This is a genomic window from Streptantibioticus rubrisoli (assembly GCF_024436055.1).
GTDB lineage: Bacteria > Actinomycetota > Actinomycetes > Streptomycetales > Streptomycetaceae > Streptantibioticus_A > Streptantibioticus_A rubrisoli.
The window spans coordinates 23,875-44,117 of the sequence record NZ_JANFNH010000036.1 but is presented as its reverse complement, the minus strand read 5'-3'; the positions used below and the strand labels follow the sequence as shown (position 1 = coordinate 44,117).

The following is a 20,243-nucleotide window of genomic DNA, read 5'->3' as shown; positions in this document are numbered from 1 at the left end:
GCGGTTGCTGCCCGGCGTTCGATCACATTGTGTATGCAACCCACTGCCGCTACCTGCGTCAAGCGCCGCCACGGCCAGTGCGCCGCCGGGTGCCGCCGTCCGACTTAGCCGCGCCCCCGTGCGCCCAGCCGTTCGATCCAGCGGGCCAGCGCGGACAGCGCCAGGCACAGCGCGACATAGAGCGCGCCGGTGGCGGTGAGCAGCGCGGCGTACGGATGGCCGCCGGACGCCACGGTGTTGGCGGCGGCCAGCCGTCCCACGTGCAGGAGCTCCGGATAGCCGATGAGGTAGCCCAGCGAGGTGTCCTTGAGGGTGACCACCAACTGGCTGACGACGGTCGGCAGTACCGTCCGTAGCGCCTGCGGGACCAGCACCGTCGCCAGCACCCGGTATCCGCGCATGCCGACGGCGTATCCGGCCTCCGTCTGCCCCCTGGGCACCGCGTCGATCCCGGCCCGCAACAACTCGGCCTGCGCACAACCGTGGTGAAGGGCGAGCCCCAGCACCAGCGACCACAGCGGCGGCAGGGCGCCCGCGTACAGCGCGAAGACCAGGACGAGCGGCGGCAGTGCCCGGAAGAACGCCACGACCCCCGTCGCCGCCCAGCGCACCGCCCGGCACCGGGACAGCCGCCCCGCCGCGAGCAGCGCGCCGAGCGCCAACGAACCCACACCGGCCAGCGCGAACGCCTTCAGCGTCGCCAACACCCCGTCCGCCAGGCGCTGTTGCAGCTCGGGGGAGCTGAACAGCTCCCAGGCGCTCCCCTTGGCGGACAGCCGCAGCACCGTGAAGCCGACCAGCGTGAGCAGCGCCGCGGTGGCGGCGACGGCGTGGATCCGGATTCGTCTGCGCGCCTTGGGGCCGGGCGCGTCGAACAGCACGCCAGCGTTCATCCGGCCACCGCCAGCCGCCGCTCAAGCAGCCGGAACGACTCGCTGATGACGAAGGCGAGCAGCAGATACGCCACGGCGATCCAGACGAAGACCCCCAGAACGTCATGGCCGATCGCGCTCAACCGCCGCTGCTGGGCGAACAGTTCGGTGACGCCGAACGCGCCCGCGATCGCGGAGTTCCTGGTGAGCGCGGCCAGCAGGCCGCCGATCGGCGCGACGGCGGCCCGGCCGACCTGCGGCAGCACGACCAGCCGTAGCGCCTGCCAGGAGGTCATGCCCAGGCTGCGGGCCGCCTCGGCCTGCCCCAGCGGCACCGAGCCGACCCCGCGGCACAGCGCCTCGCCGACGAACGCCGAGGTGTGGCAGCCCAACGCGCCCACCGCCAGGGCGAAGTGGCCGACGCCGACAATCCGTGCGGCCGCGAACACCGCGACCAGGAACAACAGCGTGACCGGGGTGTTGCGCAGCAGCGCTGTCCACACCGTCCCGACGAGCCGCACCGGGGGCACCGGGCAGACCCGGCAGGCGGCGACCAGCGCGCCCAGCGCCAGCGAGAGCGCCGCGCTGACCGCGGTGAGCAGCACGGTGCCGAAGAAGCCGCGACGGAACAGGTCCAGGTCGTCGAGGAGGTCGAGGGGTACGTGCACGGGTACACCTTTCCGGCAGACGGCGGACGCGTGGGCGCTGGCGGCCGGTCGGCGGTGTCAGTGCCGGTGACACCGTGACCTCAGTGGTGCAGGACCTTCGACAGGAAGTCCTTGGCCCGTTCGCTGCGCGGACTGCCGAAGAACCTCGCGGGCGGGGCCTGTTCGACGATCCGGCCGTCCGCCATGAAGACCACCCGGTGGGCCGCGGAGCGCGCGAAACCCATCTCGTGGGTGACCACGATCATGGTCATCCCGTCCCGGGCGAGCTGCCGCATGACCTCCAGCACCTCGTTGACCATCTCGGGGTCCAGCGCCGAGGTCGGCTCGTCGAACAGCATCACCTTGGGCTCCATCGCCAACGCCCGGGCGATCGCCACCCGTTGCTGCTGGCCCCCGGACAGCTGTGCGGGGTACTTGTCCGCCTGGCCGCCCACCCCGACCCGGTCCAGCAGGGCGCGCGCGGTGCGCTCGGCCTTCTCCCTCGGCGTCCTGCGCACCTTGATCTGGCCCAGCGTGACGTTCTCCAGCACCGTCTTGTGCGCGAAGAGGTTGAACGACTGGAAGACCATGCCGACCTCGGCGCGCAACCGGGCCAGCTCCCGCCCCTCCTCGGGCAGCGGTCTGCCGTCGACGGTGATGGCACCGGAGTCGATGGTCTCCAGCCGGTTGATCGTGCGGCACAGCGTGGACTTGCCGGAGCCGGAGGGGCCGATCACCGCGACGACCTCACCGCGCGCCACGGTCAGGTCGATGTCCCGGAGCACGTGCAGCGCGCCGAAGCGCTTGTTGACGCCGTCCAGCACGACCAGCGGCTCGCCCGGGGGCGGTACGGCGCGCTCTGGCGCCGGTGACACCTGGGAGTCGCTCATCGGGCGGTCGCTCCATGTTCGACGGGTTGGCTGGACCCTATGATCCCGTCCGGTCCGCGTCAGTACATCTGAGCGGAACTTGAGCATGGGCTGTCGCTACCCTGCGCGACGGTCATGTCGCGCTGTGTAGAAGGCGGTTGGGTACGTTGCGTACCGGCTGGGTAACGGTGTGCGGTTCGCCCCGGGGTCCTCTTGACGGGACACCCGGGTGTCGGGGTGTATTCGATGCGGCCGGGGTGCGCACTCCGGGGTACGGACAGGCACGACTGGGGGAAGAGCGGATGCGGCTGTTGCTGGTCGAGGACGACGACAGGGTCGCCGCCGCGCTGTCCGCGGTGCTCGCCAGACACGGCATCGACGTGGTCCACGCCCGCAGCGGCGAGGAGGCGCTGCGCGCCCTGCTGCCGGACGGCGGCCCGCCGTTCGCCGTGGTGCTGCTCGACCTGGGGCTGCCCGACCAGGACGGCTTCGAGGTGTGCGGCCGCATCAAGCGCAGCACCGACACCCGGGTGATCATGGTGACCGCCCGGGCCGACGTACGCTCCAGGATCCACGGGCTCAACCTGGGTGCCGACGACTATGTGGTCAAGCCCTACGACACCGGCGAGCTGCTGGCCCGCATCCACGCCGTCAGCCGCCGCCCGCCCGAGCACCGGGACCCGCAGGGGCGCGCGGACGACGCGCAGGCCGCGGTACGGCTCGGACCGGTCGCCATAGAGCTGCCCACCCGGCAGGTGGCGGTCGACGGTGAGCTGGTGCAGCTGACCCGCAAGGAGTTCGACCTGCTGGCGCTGCTCGCCCAGCACCCCGGAGTGGTCTTCCGCCGGGAGCAGATCATCAGCGAGGTGTGGCGCACCAACTGGGAGGGCACCGGGCGCACCCTGGAGGTCCATGTCGCCTCGCTGCGCTCGAAGCTGGGGCTGCCCGAGATGATCGAGACGGTACGCGGGGTCGGCTACCGGCTCGTCGTCCCGGCCGCCCGGTAGTGCGCACCCGCCTGCTTCCGCTGCTGCTGGTCCTGATGGCGGCGGTGCTGATCGCGCTCGGGTTCCCGCTCGCCGCCAGTCTGGCCGCCGCCGAGCAGCAGCGGCTCATCGTGGACCGCATCGACGACACCACGCGGTTCGCCGCCATCGCCCAGTACGTCACCGCCAGCAGCGAGCCGGACGGCACCATAGTGGTCAACGAGGGCGAGCGGGAGTCCACCCTGCGCAGCGAACTCGCCCGCTACGAGGACCTGTACGGCATACGCGTCGGCGTCTTCTACCGCAACGGCTCTGTGATGGCGGTGGCCCCCGAGCGCTGGCTCGCCCGCCGCCAGGTCACCGCCGACCCGTCGTTCCAGGAGGCGCTCGCCGGACGCCGCAGCCACAACCCGCCGCAGGTGTGGCCGTGGCAGCACAGCCGGATCACCGTCGCCTCACCCATCGTGCGGGACGGCGACGTGGTCGCCGTCGTCCTCACCGACTCGCCCACCGGCGCCATGCGCTCCCGGGTGCTGCACGGCTGGCTGCTGATCGCGGGCGGTGAACTGGCCGCCACGGTGGTGGCCGTGCTCGCCGCGATCCGGCTGACCGCGTGGGTGCTGCGGCCGGTGAAGGTGCTGGACCGGGCCGCCCACGACATCGCCACCGGACGGCTCGCCTCGCGCGTGGCGGCGGCGGGCGGGCCGCCGGAACTGCGGCGCCTGGCACGGTCGTTCAACGAGATGGCCGACAACGTCGAGGAATCACTGGAGCAGCAGCGCGCCTTCGTCGCGGACGCCTCCCACCAACTGCGCAATCCGCTGAGCGCGCTGCTGCTGCGCATAGAGCTGCTCAGCCTGGAACTCCCCGAGGGCCACGCCGAGATCGCCTCGGTACGGGAGGAGGGCAAGCGGCTCGCCACCGTGCTGGACGACCTGCTGGGCCTGGCCACCGCCGAACACACCGCCGCCAACCTGAAGTTGGTCGATGTCGCCGCGATCGCTATCGAGCGCCTCGACGCCTGGCGGCCCGCCGCCGACCGGGCCGGGGTCAGGCTCCGCCACCGGGGCGCGACGGCGGCGACCGGCTGGGCCGACCCGATCGCGCTGTCCAGCGCCCTGGACGCGGTGGTGGACAACGCGGTGAAGTTCACCCCGAGCGGCGAGGACGTGGTGGTCACCGTGGTGACCGGTGCCGACACCGTCCAGGTGGAGGTGGCCGACGGCGGCCCCGGGCTCACCGAGGACGAACTCGCCCGGATCGGCGACCGTTTCTGGCGCAGCCCGCGCCACCAGAACGTGGACGGCTCGGGGCTGGGCCTGTCCATCGCCCGGGTGCTGCTCGCCAAGGGCGGCGGCACGATCGGCTACGCCCCCAACCAGCCGCGGGGACTGCGGGTGTCGCTCACCGTGCCGCGCAGCGAACCTACGGCTTGACCGACAGGTAGTAGCGGCGTGCGCCCTCGTGCAGCGGCAGCGGATCGGTGAAGATCGCGGTGCGCAGGTCGACCTGCTGTGCCGAGTGCACCACCGCGCCGATGCTGTCCCGGCTGTCGATCACCGTCTGGGTGACCCGCTGCACCAGGGCGGGGTCGGTGCGGTCCGTGGTGACTAAAAGGTTCGCCACCGCGATCGTCTCCACCGACTGGCCGTGCTGCACGTTGGGGTAGGCGTCCGGGGGCATCACCGCCGCCCGGTAGAAGTCGGCGGCGGCGCCGAGCCGGTGCAGTGGCTTTATCACGTCGTCGAGTGGCACCAGCTTGACCGGGTACTGCCCGGCCAGCCGCTGGATGGCCAGGGTGGGCAGCCCGCCGGACCAGAAGAACGCGTCCAGCCTGCCGGACCTCAGCAGGCTCGGCGCGGTGTCCACGCCCGCGGGCACCGCCGTCAGGTCCCGGTCCGCGTCGAGCCCGGCGGCCTTCAGCAGCCGCCGGGCGATCAGGCTCACCCCGGAGCCCGGCTGGCCGATGCCCACCCGCAGCCCGCGCAGGTCGTACACCGATTTCACCTTCGACCCGGCGGGCACGACCAACTGCATGTAGTCGTCGTACAGCCGGGCCACCGCCCGCAGATGCGTAGCGCCGGGCCCGTGGTAGTCGGCCGCGGCGTCGGCCTGCGAGAAGGTGAAGTCGGCCTGGCCCGAGGCCAGGTACTCCAGGTTCTGCACCGACCCCTGCGACGGCTTCAGCCGCACCGCCACCCCGGGCAGGTCACGCCGCAGGTCTCCCTGGAGCAACTGCCCGTACTTCTGGTACACCCCGTCCGGCACCCCGGTGGCGACGGTCACCGGCCCGCGCGGATACGGCTGCGCGGTCGAGTGCAGCACCACCCACAACACCAGCACGACCCCCAGCCCCAGGGCGGTGCCCACCCGAACCGCCCGTCGCCGCCTGACCGGTAGCCGAAACCTCATGACCCGCGATCCTGCCAGCTCGGCCGGGCCTTGATAAGGGCGCGGCGGGGGGTGCGGTGGAACACGTACCCTGGTGGATTGAGATGAGCGCGAAGACATATGAGGTGCGCACCTACGGGTGCCAGATGAACGTCCACGACTCCGAGCGGCTGGCCGGGCTGCTGGAGGACGCGGGGTATGTGCGGGCATCCGGTGGTGACGACGCCGATGTGGTGGTCTTCAACACCTGTGCGGTGCGGGAGAACGCCGACAACCGGCTCTACGGCAACCTCGGGCAGCTCGCGCCCAAGAAGGCCGCGCGGCCCGGGATGCAAATCGCGGTCGGCGGCTGCCTGGCGCAGAAGGACCGGGACACCATCGTCAAGAAGGCGCCCTGGGTCGACGTGGTCTTCGGCACCCACAACATCGGCCAGCTGCCGGTGCTGCTGGAGCGGGCCAGGATCGCCGAAGAGGCGCAGGTCGAGATCGTCGAGTCGCTGGAGACGTTCCCCTCCACGCTGCCCACCCGCCGCGAGTCCGCCTACGCGGCCTGGGTCGCCATCTCCGTCGGCTGCAACAACACCTGCACGTTCTGCATCGTCCCGGCGCTGCGCGGCAAGGAGAAGGACCGCCGCCCCGGCGACATCCTGGCCGAGGTCGAGACGCTGGTCGCGGACGGCGTCATCGAGGTCACGCTGCTCGGCCAGAACGTCAACGCCTACGGCTCCGACATCGGCGACCGCGAGGCGTTCAGCAAGCTGTTGCGCGCCTGCGGCAACGTCGAGGGGCTGGAGCGGGTGCGGTTCACCTCACCGCATCCCCGGGACTTCACCGACGACGTGATCGCGGCGATGGCCGAGACGCCGAACGTGATGCACCAGCTGCACATGCCGCTGCAGTCCGGCTCCGACACCGTGCTCAAGGCGATGCGCCGCTCCTACCGGCAGGAGCGCTACCTCGGCATCATCGAGAAGGTGCGCGCCGCCATGCCGGACGCCGCCATCTCCACCGACATCATCGTCGGCTTCCCCGGCGAGACCGAGGCGGACTTCGAGCAGACCCTGCACGTGGTGCGCGAGGCGCGCTTCGCGCAGGCCTTCACCTTCCAGTACTCCAAGCGGCCGGGCACCCCGGCCGCCACGATGGACGGGCAGATCCCCAAGGAGGTCGTCCAGGAGCGCTACGAGCGGCTGGTCGCGCTCCAGGAGGAGATCTCCTGGGAGGAGAACAAGAAGCAGGTCGGCCGCACCCTTGAGGTACTGGTCGCCGAGGGCGAGGGCCGCAAGGACGACGCCACCCACCGCATGTCTGGCCGGGCCCCCGACAACCGCCTGGTGCACTTCGAGCGCCCGGCGCAGCCGGTGCGGCCCGGCGACGTGGTGACCGTCGAGGTCACCTACGCCGCCCCGCACCACCTGCTCGCCGAGCGCCCCGCCCTGGCGGTACGGCGCACCCGGGCGGGCGACGCGTGGGAGCGGCGCAACGCCGCGCCCGCCGAGCCGAAGGGCGTGATGCTGGGTCTGCCGACCATCGGCGTCCCCGCGCCCTCCCCGGCTCCGGCCAACGCCTGCGGCTGCGACTGACGCGCGGGGCCGGGGGGACGGCAATGGCCAGGTGGGGCTGATCGTCGAGCAGCACGTCGGCGGCCGGGGCGACCACGTGACGTGGCGCGCCGAGGTCGTGGGCTATGCCGACGGTCCGCGTGAGCAGGCGGTGCTCCCGCCTCCCGAGCCCGCTCGCCCCGCGCCGCCTCCCGCCGATCCGGACCGGCTCTGGGACGCCGACGTTCCCGAACGTCCCTCCTGGCTCGGCCGGGACGACCTGCCCTGAGGCCGCCAGCGCGGCGGCGCGCGGCCGCGTTGCTACGCTGCCGAACATGCTGGTCGCCGCCGCCGTAGTGCCCTGTCCGCCGTTGCTGGTGCCCGAACTCGCGGCGGGTGCCGCGCCCGAGCTGGACGAGCTGCGGGCCGCCTGTGCGGACGCCGTCGGGGTGCTGGCCGCCGCCCGGCCCGACCGCCTCGTGGTGCTCGGGCCCGCCGAGCAGTCCGGGCGGGGACCGCACCCGCAGGGCGCCACCGGGTCGTTCCGGGACTTCGGCGTCCACCTCGACGTCACGCTGGGGGAGCGGCAGGGCGAGGCGCCCGGGCGGCTGCTGCCTGCGTCGCTCGCGGTCGCGGCCTGGCTGCTGACCCGTACCGAGTGGACCGCCGCGCCGGTCGAGGGCCTCGGCGTCGGGGAGCCGCTGGCCCCGGAGTCCTGCGCCGAGCTGGGGCGGGAGCTGGCGGCGTCCGCGCGGCGGGTGGCGCTGCTGGTGGCCGCGGACGGCAGCGCGCGGCGCAGCCTGAAGGGGCCCGGCTACTTCGACGAGCGGGCCGAGCCGTTCGACGCGTCGGTCGCCGCCGCGCTGGCGCACGCGGACACCGACGCGCTCGCCGCCCTGGACGCCAAGCTGGCCGCCGAACTGCTGGCCGCGGGCCGGGCGCCCTGGCAGGTGCTGGCGGGCGCGGCGCGGGGCGCCGGACTGCGCGGCGAGTTGCTGTACGACCAAGCGCCGTACGGCGTCGGGTACTTCGTGGCCACCTGGTCCTAAGGCCGGGCGGTCGCATGCGACGGGCCGCGGAGCGTGTGGCGCCGCGGCCCGTCGGCTGGTGCCAGGCTGTCAGGTCCGGGGCGGGCGGCTCAGCTGCGGGCGCCTTCGCCGGTCTCGCTGTCGGCCGCCTTGTCGGCGGACTGCTGCTTGGGGATGCCGACCTGGTCGGCGGACTCCGCGGGCTTGGCCGACTCCTCCGGTGTCTCCTCCGGTGCCGTACCGGCACTCTCGGCCTGCGTCGCCTCGGTCGCCGACTTGGTGGACGAACCACGCCGAAGCCAATCGAAAACACCCATTACATACTCCAGACCTTGCTCGTGCGGGGAAAAACCGCGTCCGCTCGGGCAACGACCGCACACCTGACCAGTCACGTAACTCGATCGAGGGTGGTGCGCGGCATTTGGGAGACTGGGGAGGTGAACAACGCTGTCCCGTCCCCCCGCCCCCCTCGGGTGATCGCCGTCGTCGGCCCCACCGCTGCCGGAAAGTCGGACCTGGGCGTCGCCCTGGCCCAGGCCCTCGGCGGCGAGGTCATCAACGCCGACTCCATGCAGCTCTACCGCGGGATGGACATCGGCACCGCCAAGCTCACCGAGAGCGAGCGCCGTGGTGTCCCGCACCATCTGCTCGACATCTGGGACGTGACGCGGGCGGCCAGCGTCGCCGAGTACCAGCGGCTGGCCCGCGCCGAGATCGACCGGCTGCTGGCGGCCGGGCGCACCCCGGTACTGGTCGGCGGCTCCGGCCTCTACGTACGGGCCGCGATCGACGCCCTGGAGTTCCCCGGCACCGATCCCGAGGTACGGGCCCGGCTGGAGCGGGAGCTCGCGGAGCACGGCCCCGGTCCGCTGCACGCCCGGCTGGCCGCCGTGGACCCTCAGGCGGCGCGGCAGATCCTGCCGAGCAACGGGCGCCGCATCGTGCGGGCGCTGGAGGTGGTGGAGATCACCGGCCGCCCGTTCACCGCCAACCTGCCCGGCCCCGACCCGGTCTACGACGCCGTCCAGATCGGCGTGGACGTACCGCGTCCGGTGCTCGACGAACGGATCACCCTGCGGGTCGACCGGATGTGGCAGGCCGGACTGCTGGACGAGGTGCGGGCGCTGGAGGCCGTCGGGCTGCGCGACGGGCTGACCGCCTCGCGTGCGCTGGGCTACCAGCAGGTGCTGGCGCACTTCGCCGGTGAGTGCGGCGAGGACGAGGCGCGCGCCGAGACGGTACGCGCCACCAAGCGCTTCGCGCGCCGTCAGGACTCGTGGTTCCGCCGTGACCCCAGGGTGCACTGGATCAGCGGCGGCCTAGCGGAACTCGCCGACCGGGCAATGGCGTTGCTCGAACGGGCGGTCACAGCCTGATCACGTGATGGCCACGGGACGCCCCGGCGGGGGTTGACCGCCCTGACGCCGTGCCATTATCAAGCACGGGCTACATCGGACGAGGTGGGAGGGCGTGTGGCGATGGAGGCCGGCCCTCGTGACCGACCCGGGCAGGACCAGCGGCGGACCGCGGACGATCTGCCGCACCGGCGCCCGGACAGTGAGCTGGCGGCCCTCCCGTTGACCGACGACGGCCCCGCCGAACACCAGACGGACCCGGAAGCGGAATCCGACGCGCAGTCCTTCCGGGAACTGCGCCCGCAGCGGCGGATGCGCATCTGGCAACTCGTCCCGATCGTCGCGCTGGGCACCGTGGGTTCGCTGATGTTCGCCTTCCCGCTCGCCTTCGAGTTCGGCGACGGCGGACCGGTGGTCGCCATGCTCGGCCTGCTGCTCAGCTGCTGCTCGGCGGGCTGGGCGATCATGGCCGCCCGCCGGGTCGGCTACACCTGGCCCGGTCTGCCCGCCCGGGGCTCCGGCGAACGCCCCGACTGGCGCTTCGTCGCCGGTTACACCGCCTTCGCCCTCCTGGTCGCCCTGCTGGCGGTCTGGCGCGTCGCCCGGCTGCGCTGACCCGTCACGGCCTCCGCCGCGAGCGGATCCGCGCCGCGACGGCGAGCCACCCCACCCCGTGGCCCGCCGGTCTCCACGCCGCGCACCCCGCCAAAGGCCACCGGATACGATCGAAGGCGTGAACGCCCCAGCGCAGCCCCTGCCCTTCCTCAAGGGCCACGGCACCGAGAACGACTTCGTGATCGTCCCCGACCCGGACGGGCGGCTCGACCTGTCCGCCGCGGCCGTGGCCCGGCTGTGCGACCGCAGGGCGGGCATCGGCGGCGACGGCCTGCTGCGCGTCGTACGGTCCGCCGCGCACCCGGAGGCCGCGGCGATGGCCGACGAGGCCGAGTGGTTCATGGACTACCGCAACAGCGACGGCAGCGTCGCCGAGATGTGCGGCAACGGGGTGCGGGTCTTCGCCCGCTACCTGGAGCGCGCCGGGCTCGCCGAGCCGGGCGACCTGGCCGTCGCCACCCGCGCCGGGATCCGCCGCGTCCACCTCGCCAAGTCCAACCCGGACGGCACCCCCGGCGACGTCACCGTCCACATGGGCCGCGCGCTGCTGCCGCCCGGCGAGGTGACCGTCACCGTGGGCGAGCGGTCCTGGCCCGCCCGGAACGTCAACATGGGTAATCCGCACGCCGTGGCGTTCGTCGCGGACCTCGCCCACGCCGGGAAGTTGTTCGACGCACCGCTGGTGAGCCCCGCCGACGCCTACCCCTCGGGCGTCAACGTCGAGTTCGTGGTCGACCGCGGCCCGCGCCATGTGGCGCTGCGGGTGCACGAGCGCGGCTCCGGCGAGACGCGTTCGTGCGGTACCGGCGCGTGTGCCGTGATGGTCGCCGCCGCCCGCCGCGACGGGGTGGACCCGGCCGTCACCGGCAGCCCGGCCCGCTACACCGTCGACGTGCCCGGCGGACGGCTGCGGATCGCCGAACACCCGGACGGCACCGTGGAGATGACCGGTCCCGCGGTGATCGTGGCGGAGGGCGTCATCGATCCGCACTGGCTCGCGACGGCCAACTAGCCCGCAAATCTGTCGGTATTCGCGTTCCCCCTAAAGGGTGATCCAACGGGTGATCCGGATCACCCTGGGCGAGAGGCCCACAGCAGCCGGTGGCGGGCTCGGTAGCATCAAGCACCGGCGCGGCATCCAGCACGCCGCCGGTGGATGGCTGCCGGAGGTGCCCGATGAGCGCTAAGAACGCCGCCCAAGCGGTGACCGCACCCCAGGAGACCGAGCGCAGGCGCGGTTTGACCCGCCTTGACCTGCGCAGACTGGGCCGCGCCGCGCTGTTGGGCGCGGCAGGCGGCCGCGACCGGCTGCCGGACGCCATCGAACACATCGCCAAAGTGCACCGCGGCCACCATCCACGCGCCGACCTCGACGCGTTGCGCCGCGCGTACGTGCTCGCCGAGGCGTCGCACCGCGGCCAGTTCCGCAAGAGCGGCGAGCCGTACATCACCCATCCGCTGGCCGTCACCTTGATCCTGGCCGAACTCGGCGCGGAGACAACGACGTTGACCGCCTCCCTGCTGCACGACACCGTCGAGGACACCGATGTGACGCTCGATCAGGTAGGCGAGCAGTTCGGCGAGGAGGTGCGCTACCTCGTGGACGGCGTCACCAAGCTGGAGAAGGTGGACTACGGGGCCGCCGCCGAACCCGAGACGTTCCGCAAGATGCTGGTGGCCACCGGCAACGATGTCCGAGTGATGTCCATCAAGCTCGCCGACCGGCTGCACAACATGCGCACCCTCGGCGTGATGCGCCCGGAGAAGCAGGCCAGGATCGCCAGGGTCACCCGGGACGTACTCATTCCGCTCGCCGAGCGGCTGGGCGTGCAGGCGCTCAAGACCGAGCTTGAGGACTTGGTCTTCGCGATCCTGCACCCCGAGGACTACGCGCGCGCAAGGGAGTTGATGCTGGAGCACAACTCCCGGCCGGACCCGCTGGAGAAGGTCGCCGACGAGGTACGCGCGGTGCTGCGGGACGCCGGGATCGCCGCGGAGGTCGCCATCCGCGTCCGGCATGTGCTCTCCGTGCACCGGGCGCGGCTCAAACGCGGCGGACAGTTCGGCGGCAGCGAGTTCGGCCGACTGCTGGTGCTGGTCGGTGAGGACGCCGACTGCTATGCCGTACTGGGGGAGTTGCACACCTGCTTCACTCCGGTGATTGCGGAATTCAAGGACTTCATCGCGGCGCCGAAGTTCAACCTCTACCAGTCGCTGCACACCGCCATCGCCGACCGGCACGGCGCGATCACCGAAGTCCTGGTGCGCACCCGGCAGATGCACCGGGTCGCCGAAGCGGGCGTGGTGGCGCTCGGCAACCCCTATACGACGGCGGACAGTTCGGACGACGGCGAGCGCACCGACCCCACCCGGCCCGGCTGGCTCTCCCGGCTGCTGGAGTGGCAGCGCGACGCCTCCGACCCGGACACGTTCTGGACCGCGCTGCGCGACGAACTCGCCCAGGACCGGGAGGTCACCGTCTTCTCCGTGGACGGCGGAACCATCGGCCTGCCCGCCGGGGCCACCTGCGTCGACGCGGCGTACGCGCTGCACGGCGAGGCGGCGCACACCTGCGTGGGTGCCAGGGTCAACGGCCGCCTGGCCTCGCTGGGCACCGCGCTGCGCGACGGCGACACCCTGCACCTGCTGATGGCCGCGGGCTCCGGTCCCTCCCCGAACTGGCTGGCTCACGCGCACACCCCGGCCGCGCGGATCGCCATCAGCCGCTGGCTGGCCACCCACCCCGAGGAGCGGACCGAGGAGGAGCCCACCGCCCAGCAGGGGGCATCCCGTCCGGTGCGCACCGCCCAGCAGGCACCGGCCGCGGAACCCATCGCGGTCACCGACCGCCCGGGCGCGGCGGTACGGCTGGCCGGCTGCTGCACGCCGGTGCCGCCGGACGCGGTCACCGGGTTCGTCATCCGCGGCGGCACCGTCGCCGTGCACCGCACCGAGTGTCCCGCGGTGGCCCGGATGACCTCCGCCGGGCGGGCGCCGCAGACCGTGCGGTGGCGCACCGGGACGCCCGTCGCCGGATACCGGGTCACCGTCCGTGCCGAGGCGCTGGGCCGCCCACACCTGCTGGCCGACCTCACCGAGGCGATCTCCGCCGAGGGCGTCGGCATCCTGGCCGCCGACGTGGAACCCCCGCAGGAACAGCGGGTCCGCCACACCTACACCATCGAACTGCCCGAGCCGGGCGCCCTGTCCGCGCTGATGCGCGCGATGCGCCGGGTGCCCGGGGTCTACGACGTCTACCGCACCCAGGCCCGCCCGATGGCCGCCGCCCGCGGCTGAGGGCCTCCGGCGGATCGCGTTGCGCCGTCGGGCGCGCCAGAGCTCAAGGGGGTTCCTGGGGGCCTGCCCCCGAGAAGGCCCCGCCGCGATGGTGAGCAACCATGACGTTCCGGACCGGCGGTGCTGAACCAGCGAACCCGCGAACCAGCTGAACCCGCGAACCCGCGAACCAGCTGAACCGGCCGGATTCCTCCGGACAGGCGCCATCGGGCGCGAACCCCGCCGCGCCGCCCGCTGAGGCGGCCGAGGCGCTGATAAGCGGTGTTCCATGTTCGCGACCACTGTCGGCCGGACCCTCGTGGCCGCCGCCACCGCCCTCGCCCTGACCGGCGCCCAGCAGCCCGGCACACCGGTGGTCGGCCGCGGCGACCGGCTCTACCCGGCGGTCGGCGACCCGGGGTACGACGCCACCGCGTACGACATCTGGTTCGGCTACCGGGGTCCCGGCAGGCCGCTGGACGCGGTCACCCGGATCCGGGCGCGCGCGGTGACCGCGCTGGACGGCCTCCAACTGGACTTCACCGGCGCGCGGGTCTCCTCGGTGCTGGTCGACGGGCGCCCGGCGCGGTTCGCCCGGCGAGGGGAGCGGCTGCTGGTCACGCCCTGGCGGCACATCCGCGCCCGGGAACCCATGAGCATCACCATCACCCACACCAGCGACCCGCACGGTCTGCCGGGCGACGGCGGCTGGATCCGCACCCCCGACGGGCTGGCGATGGGCAACCAGCCGGAGTCCGCGCACCGCGTCTTCCCCTGCAACGACCACCCGTCCGACAAGGCCCGCTTCACCTTCCGGATCACCGCCCCCAACGGCGTCACCGTGGTCGCCAACGGGCTGCCGCGGGGCGCGCCGCGGGTGACCCCCGGCGGCACCACCTGGACCTACCGCACCGCGCATCCGATGGCCACCGAGCTGGCCCAGGTCTCCATCGGCCGCTCCGCGGTGCTACGGCACACCGGCCCCGAGGGACTGCCGTTGCGCGATGTGGTGGCCGTCGCCGACCGCGACCGGCTGGCCGCCACCCTGGCGCTGACCGCCGGGCAGATCTCCTGGATGGAGGCCCAGGTCGGCCGCTACCCGTTCGAGACGTACGGGATCCTCGACGTCGACACCACCACCGGCTACGAACTGGAGACCCAGACCCTGTCGCTGTTCGAGCGCCGGATCCTGCTCGCCCCCGAACGCCTGGCCGCGCCGCTGATGGTGCACGAACTGTCCCACCAGTGGTTCGGCGACAGCGTCACCCCCGCCACCTGGTCCGACCTGTGGCTCAACGAGGGGCACGCCACCTGGTACGAGTGGCGCTACCGGGCGGAGAAGAAGTACGGGCCGACGCTGGAGCAGCAGGCCCGCAGCGCCTACCAGCGGGACGCCGCCATCCGCCGCCTGGCGGGCCCGCCCGCGCGGCCCGTTCCGGCCACCCGCGGCCAGCTGTCGATCTTCCGCGACAACGTGTACTCCGGCGGCGCACTCGCCCTGTACGCGCTGCGCCAGGAGATCGGTGACGCGGCGTTCCGGCGGCTGGAGCGCGCCTGGGTCACCGTGCACCGCGACGGCAACGCCTCCACCGCCGACTTCATCGCGCTGGCCTGCCGGATCGCCGGGCGCGACCTGTCCGGTTTCCTGCGCGCCTGGCTCTACGGCACGACCACCCCGCCCATGCCTGGACACCCCAGGTGGCGGCAGGGGGTGCCCCCGGTGAAACACGCGTGACGTGGCCGCCGTACCGTGCGACCATCGTCGAGGCGGCAGCCGTGGGAATCCTCCGGCTCCGCGCGGCGTTGTGCACATACGACGGACGGTCCTGGCCGCCCGCGCCGCAACCCATTTCCCGGACGCAAAGGAACAAATGACCAACTCCACTGCTCCCTCCTCGGCCCACGAGGCCGACCGCCAGCGCCTCAACGAGAGCCGTCGGGCCCACGCCCTGATGGACGAGGGCATCGCGTGGAGCCAGGAGATCGACGGGGAGCGGGACGGCGACCAGTTCGACCGCTCGGACCGCGCGTCGCTGCGCCGCGTCGTGGGCCTGTCCACCGAGCTTGAGGACATCACCGAGGTCGAGTACCGGCAGCTGCGCCTGGAGCGCGTGGTGCTGGTCGGTGTGTGGACCGACGGCACCGTCGAGGACGCCGAGAACTCCCTGGCCGAGCTGGCCGCTCTCGCCGAGACCGCGGGCGCCCTGGTCCTGGACGGCGTGATCCAGCGCCGCGACAAGCCCGACCCGGCCACCTACATCGGCTCCGGCAAGGCCCAGGAGTTGCGCGACATCGTCGTGGAGACCGGTGCCGACACCGTGGTGTGCGACGGTGAGCTCAGCCCCGGCCAGTTGATCCACCTGGAGGACGTGGTCAAGGTCAAGGTGGTCGACCGTACCGCGCTGATCCTTGACATCTTCGCCCAGCACGCCAAGTCCCGGGAGGGCAAGGCGCAGGTCTCGCTGGCCCAGATGCAGTACATGCTGCCCAGGCTGCGCGGCTGGGGCCAGTCGCTGTCCCGGCAGATGGGTGGCGGTGGCTCCGGCTCGTCCGGCGGCGGCATGGCCACCCGTGGCCCCGGTGAGACCAAGATCGAGACCGACCGGCGGCGGATCCGCGAGAAGATGGCGAAGATGCGCCGGGAGATCGCGGAGATGAAGACCAGCCGTGACCTCAAGCGCAAGGAGCGCAAGCGCCACCAGGTCCCGTCGGTGGCCATCGCGGGCTACACCAACGCGGGCAAGTCCTCGCTGCTCAACCGGCTCACCGGGGCGGGCGTCCTGGTGGAGAACGCGCTGTTCGCCACCTTGGACCCGACCGTACGCCGGGCCGAGACCCCCAGCGGCCGCCTCTACACCCTCGCCGACACCGTCGGGTTCGTCCGGCACCTGCCGCACCACCTGGTCGAGGCGTTCCGCTCCACCATGGAGGAGGTCGCCGACGCCGACCTGATCCTGCACGTGGTGGACGGCGCGCACCCGGTCCCCGAGGAGCAGCTCGCCGCGGTGCGCGAGGTGTTCCGCGACGTCGGCGCGCTCGACGTGCCGGAGATCGTGGTGGTCAACAAGGCGGACGCGGCCGATCCGCTGGTCCTCCAGCGGCTGCTGCGCAACGAGAAGCACTCCATCGCGGTCTCCGCCCGCACCGGCCGCGGCATCGGCGAACTGCTGAAGCTGATCGACGACGAACTGCCCAGGCCCGCGGTGCGGATCGAGGCGCTCGTGCCGTACACCCACGGCGCGCTGGTCTCCCGGGTGCACGCCAGCGGCGAGGTCCTCGCCGAGGAGCACACCGGCGAGGGCACGCTGCTCACCGCCCGGGTGCACGATGAACTCGCCGCTGAACTGGAGCCGTTCGCCCTCGCGGTCCGCCGCTGAGCGCTCCGCCGCTGAGCGCTCCGCTGGGGAGTGCGGCGACATGCCTTCGTTCGTCTGCGGCGCCGTCGTGGCTGATCGCTGATCGCGCCCACGCGGCGGAGCCGCACATGAACACAGCCCCGCGCCCCTTCAGGCGCTGCCGAACCGCAGGTCTTCCGCCGACCTGCTTAGCGTGCCCGAGTAGGGCTTGAGGCCCGCTCCCCACCGATCGGGAGCGGGCCTCAACTGGTCTCAGATGCCTACTGGTTGGCGAACTTCTGGCTGATCGCCTGGTAGACACCCTGTGCTTCCGGACCGAGGTGCGGCCCCGCCAGCCAGGTGTTGTCGGCCGGGCCGATGGAGGTGTTGGACACCAGCGCCACCTGGCCGTTCGGCATCTTGGCGAACCAGCCGCCGCCGGAGGAACCGCCAGTCATCGTGCAGCCCAGCCGGTACTCGGTCGGCATGCTCGGGTCCAGCGACAACCGGCCCGGCTTGCCCTGGCAGTCGAACATCTTCTGGCCGTCGAACGGCGGCGCCGCCGGGTAGCCCCAGGCGCCCACCGAGTTGAACTGGTTCACCGGCGGGGCGTTGAACCACACCGGCAGCGCCGCGCCCACCGTCTCCTGGAGCGACTTGCCGTTCGGGTCCTCCGGCTTCACATGCAGCACCGCGAAGTCGTACGGGGAGCCGTAGCCGCCGGTCTCCGACCCCGTGGAGATCCACTGGCTGGAGGTCTGCGCCCAGTCCGCCCACCACACCCCGTACGGGGCGACCTCGTTCTGCGGGGCGCCGTTGATCTGGGAGGCGGGCAGGGCCTGGTCGTTGTAGGACGGCACGAAGGCGATGTTGCGGTACCAGCCGCCCTTGGCCCCCGCGTGCACACAGTGGCCCGCGGTCCATACCAGGTTGGACTTGCCCGGGTGCGCCGGGTCGTCGACCACCGTGCCGGAGCAGACGAACGAGCCCTGCGGGGTGTCGAAGAACACCTTGCCCACCGGTGCCGCGTTGTTGTGGTACGGCGTCAGCACCGGCTGCGCGGCCTTCGGCGCGGGCGCCGGGTCGGAGACGCCCTGGTCCTGGCCGATGCTGGTCGGAACCTCGTTCGGGCTGTCCTTCGCCTGGCTCATCCGGGACGGCTTCCACAGGTTCTTGATGACCGGGTTGATGAAGTCGGCCGCCTGGTGTGCCCAGTGGTCCCACTTCTTCCAGTCGCCCTGCTTCCACTTCTGCAGGTCCTGGGCGCTGGGCGGTTTGGGCGCCGACTGATCGCCCTGGGCGGCGGACGCGCTCGGCTTGGCGTCGGTGCCCGGCTGGTTGGGGCCGCACGCGGTGGCCGACAGCGCGATGACCGCGGTGACGGCCGCCGTGGCGAGGGCGGACCGGCGGATGGCTGGCATTGGGTGTTCTCCCCCTGGTGTCTCACGTCCGAGGACGTCGAGGACGTCGCGGACGTCAAAGCACTGATGTGTCCTTGTCATGCTCCGGCATGGAGCGATGCACCATCATGCCGGTGCTGATGGGGACGGATTCCGGGGGGTGTGTGGTTCCCGTGTGAAGGTTGGGGTCCGTGCAGCGGTGCGCCGCCCGCCCCGTCAAGGATCTGCGCGGCGGCCGTTGCCCGCCGCCGCCAAGGGCGTTGATACGGGGAGGGGGATCCCCCTTCAGACTCCAACGCCGACCTCCCAGGAGGACCCGTCCGTGGCCGCAACGCCATCCACCGCACTCGCCTCCACGCCGACCCAGCCCGCCGATCGGCCCGCAACCGCGGTGCCCGGCACCCGGGTTGACGGTGGTGGCGGCGGGGATGCCGAAGCGATCCTGCGGCGGCAGACGGCACGGGAGTCGGCGGCGCGCACCTACGCCCGGTCACTGCCGATCGTGCCGGTACGGGCCCGCGGCATGACCATCGAGGGCGCCGACGGCCGCCGCTACCTCGACTGCCTTGCCGGTGCGGGGACTTTGGCGCTCGGCCACAACCACCCGGTGGCGCTGGAGGCGATCCGCTCCGTACTGGACTCCGGGGCGCCGCTGCAGGTCCTCGACCTCGCCACCCCCGTCAAGGACGCCTTCACCACCGCCCTGTTCGAGACCCTGCCGCCACAATTGGCCCACGGCGCACGGATCCAGTTCTGCGGCCCCGCCGGAACCGACGCGGTGGAGGCCGCCGTCAAGCTGGTGCGCACCGCGACCGGGCGCGGCGGACTGCTCGCCTTCTCCGGCGCGTACCACGGGATGACCTCCGGCGCGCTCGCCGCCACCGGCGACACCGCCGCCCGGGCCACCGTCGGCGAGGCCGACGCCCGGGTGACCCGACTGCCCTACCCGTACGACTACCGCTGCCCGTTCGGCGTCGGCGGGAGGAGGGGCGCGGAACTGTCGGCGCGCTGGACGGCCAGCCTGCTTGGCGACCCCAAGGGCGGTGTCCAGCCACCCGCCGGGATGATCGTCGAAGCCGTCCAGGGCGAGGGCGGAGTGATCCCGGCCCCCGACACATGGCTACGCCGGATGCGGGAGATCACCGAGCGGCACGGCGTCCCGCTGATCGTCGACGAGGTGCAGACCGGAGTGGGCCGCACCGGCGCCTTCTGGGCGGTGGAGCACAGCGGGATCGTGCCGGACGTGATGGTGCTGTCCAAGGCCATCGGCGGCAGCCTGCCGCTCGCCGCGATCGTGTACCGCGCCGAACTCGACGCCTGGCAGCCGGGAGCACACGCCGGAACGTTTCGCGGCAACCAACTCGCCATGGCCGCGGGGCTGGCCACCCTGCGTTACGTACAGCAGAACCGGCTCGCTGAACGGGCCGCCACCGTCGGCGCCCGGATGCTGACCAGGCTGCGCGGACTCGCCGCCCACCACCCCTGCATCGGCGACGTACGCGGCCGCGGCCTGATGATCGGCGTCGAACTGGTCGACGCCGACGGCGGCCGCGACGAGTACGGCGCACCGCCCGCCGCGCCCCAACTCGCCGCCGCGGTAAGGGCGGAGGCGCTGCGCCGCGGACTGATCGTGGAACTCGGCGGACGGCACGGCAGCGTGGTGCGGCTGCTGCCGCCGCTGATCATCACCGACGAGCAGACCGAGGCGGTGCTCGACCGGCTGACCGACGCCATCGCCGCCGCCGAGCGGCTGGCGCGCAAGTCGAAGGCGAGCGGCGCGAAATGAACCGGGGGCGGTGCGCGGTGCGCGGGACGCGCCCGGAGCACGCGGAGCGCGCGGCGCGCGCCCGGATCCGGTGGCACGCGGTCGCGCACCCAGTGATCCCGAACCGGGGCATCGCACCTCCCCGGGGTGGGGTAACCCTCCG

Annotated in this window: 19 protein-coding genes; 13 read left to right on the top strand and 6 right to left on the bottom strand. The window is 72.7% G+C overall.

Going from position 1 to position 20,243, the window contains the following annotated elements:
* Positions 1 to 104: 104 nt before the first annotated feature.
* From NON19_RS24310 to NON19_RS24300, 3 genes are all read right to left on the bottom strand, one after another.
* Positions 105 to 893 (bottom strand): amino acid ABC transporter permease, encoded by a 789-nt coding sequence (locus NON19_RS24310; protein ID WP_255931190.1) that lies wholly within the window; start codon positions 891 to 893, stop codon positions 105 to 107.
* Positions 890 to 1,540 (bottom strand): ABC transporter permease subunit, encoded by a 651-nt coding sequence (locus NON19_RS24305; protein ID WP_255931189.1) that lies wholly within the window; start codon positions 1,538 to 1,540, stop codon positions 890 to 892. The genes NON19_RS24310 and NON19_RS24305 overlap by 4 nt, the downstream gene beginning before the upstream one ends.
* A gap of 80 nt (positions 1,541 to 1,620) precedes the next feature.
* Positions 1,621 to 2,409 carry an amino acid ABC transporter ATP-binding protein gene (locus NON19_RS24300; RefSeq protein ID WP_303654258.1) on the bottom strand — a complete coding sequence of 263 codons (789 nt, stop codon included), beginning with the start codon at positions 2,407 to 2,409 and terminating at the stop codon, positions 1,621 to 1,623.
* Between the two features lie 281 nt (positions 2,410 to 2,690).
* On the opposite strand from NON19_RS24300, the gene NON19_RS24295 reads away from it, so the two are divergent.
* Complete coding sequence (locus tag NON19_RS24295) at positions 2,691 to 3,395, top strand: response regulator transcription factor (protein ID WP_255931188.1); 705 nt, start codon at positions 2,691 to 2,693, stop codon at positions 3,393 to 3,395.
* A complete protein-coding gene (locus tag NON19_RS24290) occupies positions 3,395 to 4,810 on the top strand; it encodes a sensor histidine kinase (protein WP_255931187.1) in 1,416 nt (471 codons plus the stop codon). The genes NON19_RS24295 and NON19_RS24290 overlap by 1 nt, the downstream gene beginning before the upstream one ends.
* Here the strand turns inward: NON19_RS24290 and NON19_RS24285 are convergent.
* Positions 4,800 to 5,786, bottom strand: a complete 987-nt coding sequence (locus NON19_RS24285) for a TAXI family TRAP transporter solute-binding subunit (protein WP_255931186.1) — start codon at positions 5,784 to 5,786, stop codon at positions 4,800 to 4,802. The genes NON19_RS24290 and NON19_RS24285 overlap by 11 nt on opposite strands.
* A gap of 83 nt (positions 5,787 to 5,869) precedes the next feature.
* Here NON19_RS24285 and miaB point away from each other — a divergent pair, with 83 nt between their 5' ends.
* Genes miaB through NON19_RS24270 form a run of 3 tightly spaced genes read left to right on the top strand, consistent with a single transcriptional unit; the run spans position 5,870 to position 8,355 of the window.
* Complete coding sequence (miaB, locus tag NON19_RS24280; protein WP_255931185.1) at positions 5,870 to 7,348, top strand: tRNA (N6-isopentenyl adenosine(37)-C2)-methylthiotransferase MiaB; 1,479 nt, start codon at positions 5,870 to 5,872, stop codon at positions 7,346 to 7,348.
* A 31-nt stretch (positions 7,349 to 7,379) separates the two neighbouring features.
* The gene (locus tag NON19_RS24275) at positions 7,380 to 7,595 is read left to right on the top strand and encodes a hypothetical protein (protein ID WP_255931184.1); all 216 of its coding nucleotides are present in this window, start codon (positions 7,380 to 7,382) and stop codon (positions 7,593 to 7,595) included.
* 46 nt (positions 7,596 to 7,641) lie between these two features.
* Positions 7,642 to 8,355, top strand: a complete 714-nt coding sequence (locus tag NON19_RS24270; RefSeq protein ID WP_255931183.1) for a class III extradiol dioxygenase subunit B-like domain-containing protein — start codon at positions 7,642 to 7,644, stop codon at positions 8,353 to 8,355.
* An 89-nt stretch (positions 8,356 to 8,444) separates the two neighbouring features.
* Here the strand turns inward: NON19_RS24270 and NON19_RS24265 are convergent, their stop codons facing one another.
* Positions 8,445 to 8,651: a gliding motility protein gene (locus tag NON19_RS24265; RefSeq protein ID WP_255931182.1), complete on the bottom strand. Its 207-nt coding sequence runs from the start codon at positions 8,649 to 8,651 to the stop codon at positions 8,445 to 8,447.
* Between the two features lie 120 nt (positions 8,652 to 8,771).
* On the opposite strand from NON19_RS24265, the gene miaA reads away from it, so the two are divergent.
* From miaA to hflX, 7 genes are all read left to right on the top strand, one after another.
* Positions 8,772 to 9,710 (top strand): tRNA (adenosine(37)-N6)-dimethylallyltransferase MiaA, encoded by a 939-nt coding sequence (miaA, locus tag NON19_RS24260; RefSeq protein WP_255931181.1) that lies wholly within the window; start codon positions 8,772 to 8,774, stop codon positions 9,708 to 9,710.
* Positions 9,711 to 9,806: 96 nt separating this feature from the next.
* Entirely contained in the window at positions 9,807 to 10,304 is a 498-nt protein-coding gene (locus NON19_RS24255) for a hypothetical protein (RefSeq protein WP_372514265.1), read from the top strand.
* A 118-nt stretch (positions 10,305 to 10,422) separates the two neighbouring features.
* Positions 10,423 to 11,316, top strand: coding sequence for a diaminopimelate epimerase (dapF, locus tag NON19_RS24250; RefSeq protein ID WP_255931180.1), 894 nt, complete (start codon positions 10,423 to 10,425; stop codon positions 11,314 to 11,316).
* A 49-nt stretch (positions 11,317 to 11,365) separates the two neighbouring features.
* A complete protein-coding gene (locus NON19_RS24245) occupies positions 11,366 to 11,491 on the top strand; it encodes a hypothetical protein (protein WP_255931179.1) in 126 nt (41 codons plus the stop codon).
* Positions 11,481 to 13,601, top strand: a complete 2,121-nt coding sequence (locus NON19_RS24240; protein ID WP_255931178.1) for a RelA/SpoT family protein — start codon at positions 11,481 to 11,483, stop codon at positions 13,599 to 13,601. The genes NON19_RS24245 and NON19_RS24240 overlap by 11 nt, the downstream gene beginning before the upstream one ends.
* 268 nt (positions 13,602 to 13,869) lie before the next feature.
* A complete protein-coding gene (locus NON19_RS24235; RefSeq protein ID WP_255931177.1) occupies positions 13,870 to 15,315 on the top strand; it encodes a M1 family metallopeptidase in 1,446 nt (481 codons plus the stop codon).
* A gap of 136 nt (positions 15,316 to 15,451) precedes the next feature.
* Positions 15,452 to 16,957 carry a GTPase HflX gene (gene hflX / locus NON19_RS24230; RefSeq protein WP_255931176.1) on the top strand — a complete coding sequence of 502 codons (1,506 nt, stop codon included), beginning with the start codon at positions 15,452 to 15,454 and terminating at the stop codon, positions 16,955 to 16,957.
* A gap of 239 nt (positions 16,958 to 17,196) precedes the next feature.
* Here hflX and NON19_RS24225 read toward each other — a convergent pair whose 3' ends face one another.
* Positions 17,197 to 18,336, bottom strand: a complete 1,140-nt coding sequence (locus NON19_RS24225) for a trypsin-like serine peptidase (protein WP_255931175.1) — start codon at positions 18,334 to 18,336, stop codon at positions 17,197 to 17,199.
* A 370-nt stretch (positions 18,337 to 18,706) separates the two neighbouring features.
* On the opposite strand from NON19_RS24225, the gene NON19_RS24220 reads away from it, so the two are divergent.
* Positions 18,707 to 20,101: a diaminobutyrate--2-oxoglutarate transaminase gene (locus NON19_RS24220; RefSeq protein ID WP_255931212.1), complete on the top strand. Its 1,395-nt coding sequence runs from the start codon at positions 18,707 to 18,709 to the stop codon at positions 20,099 to 20,101.
* Positions 20,102 to 20,243: the final 142 nt, after the last annotated feature.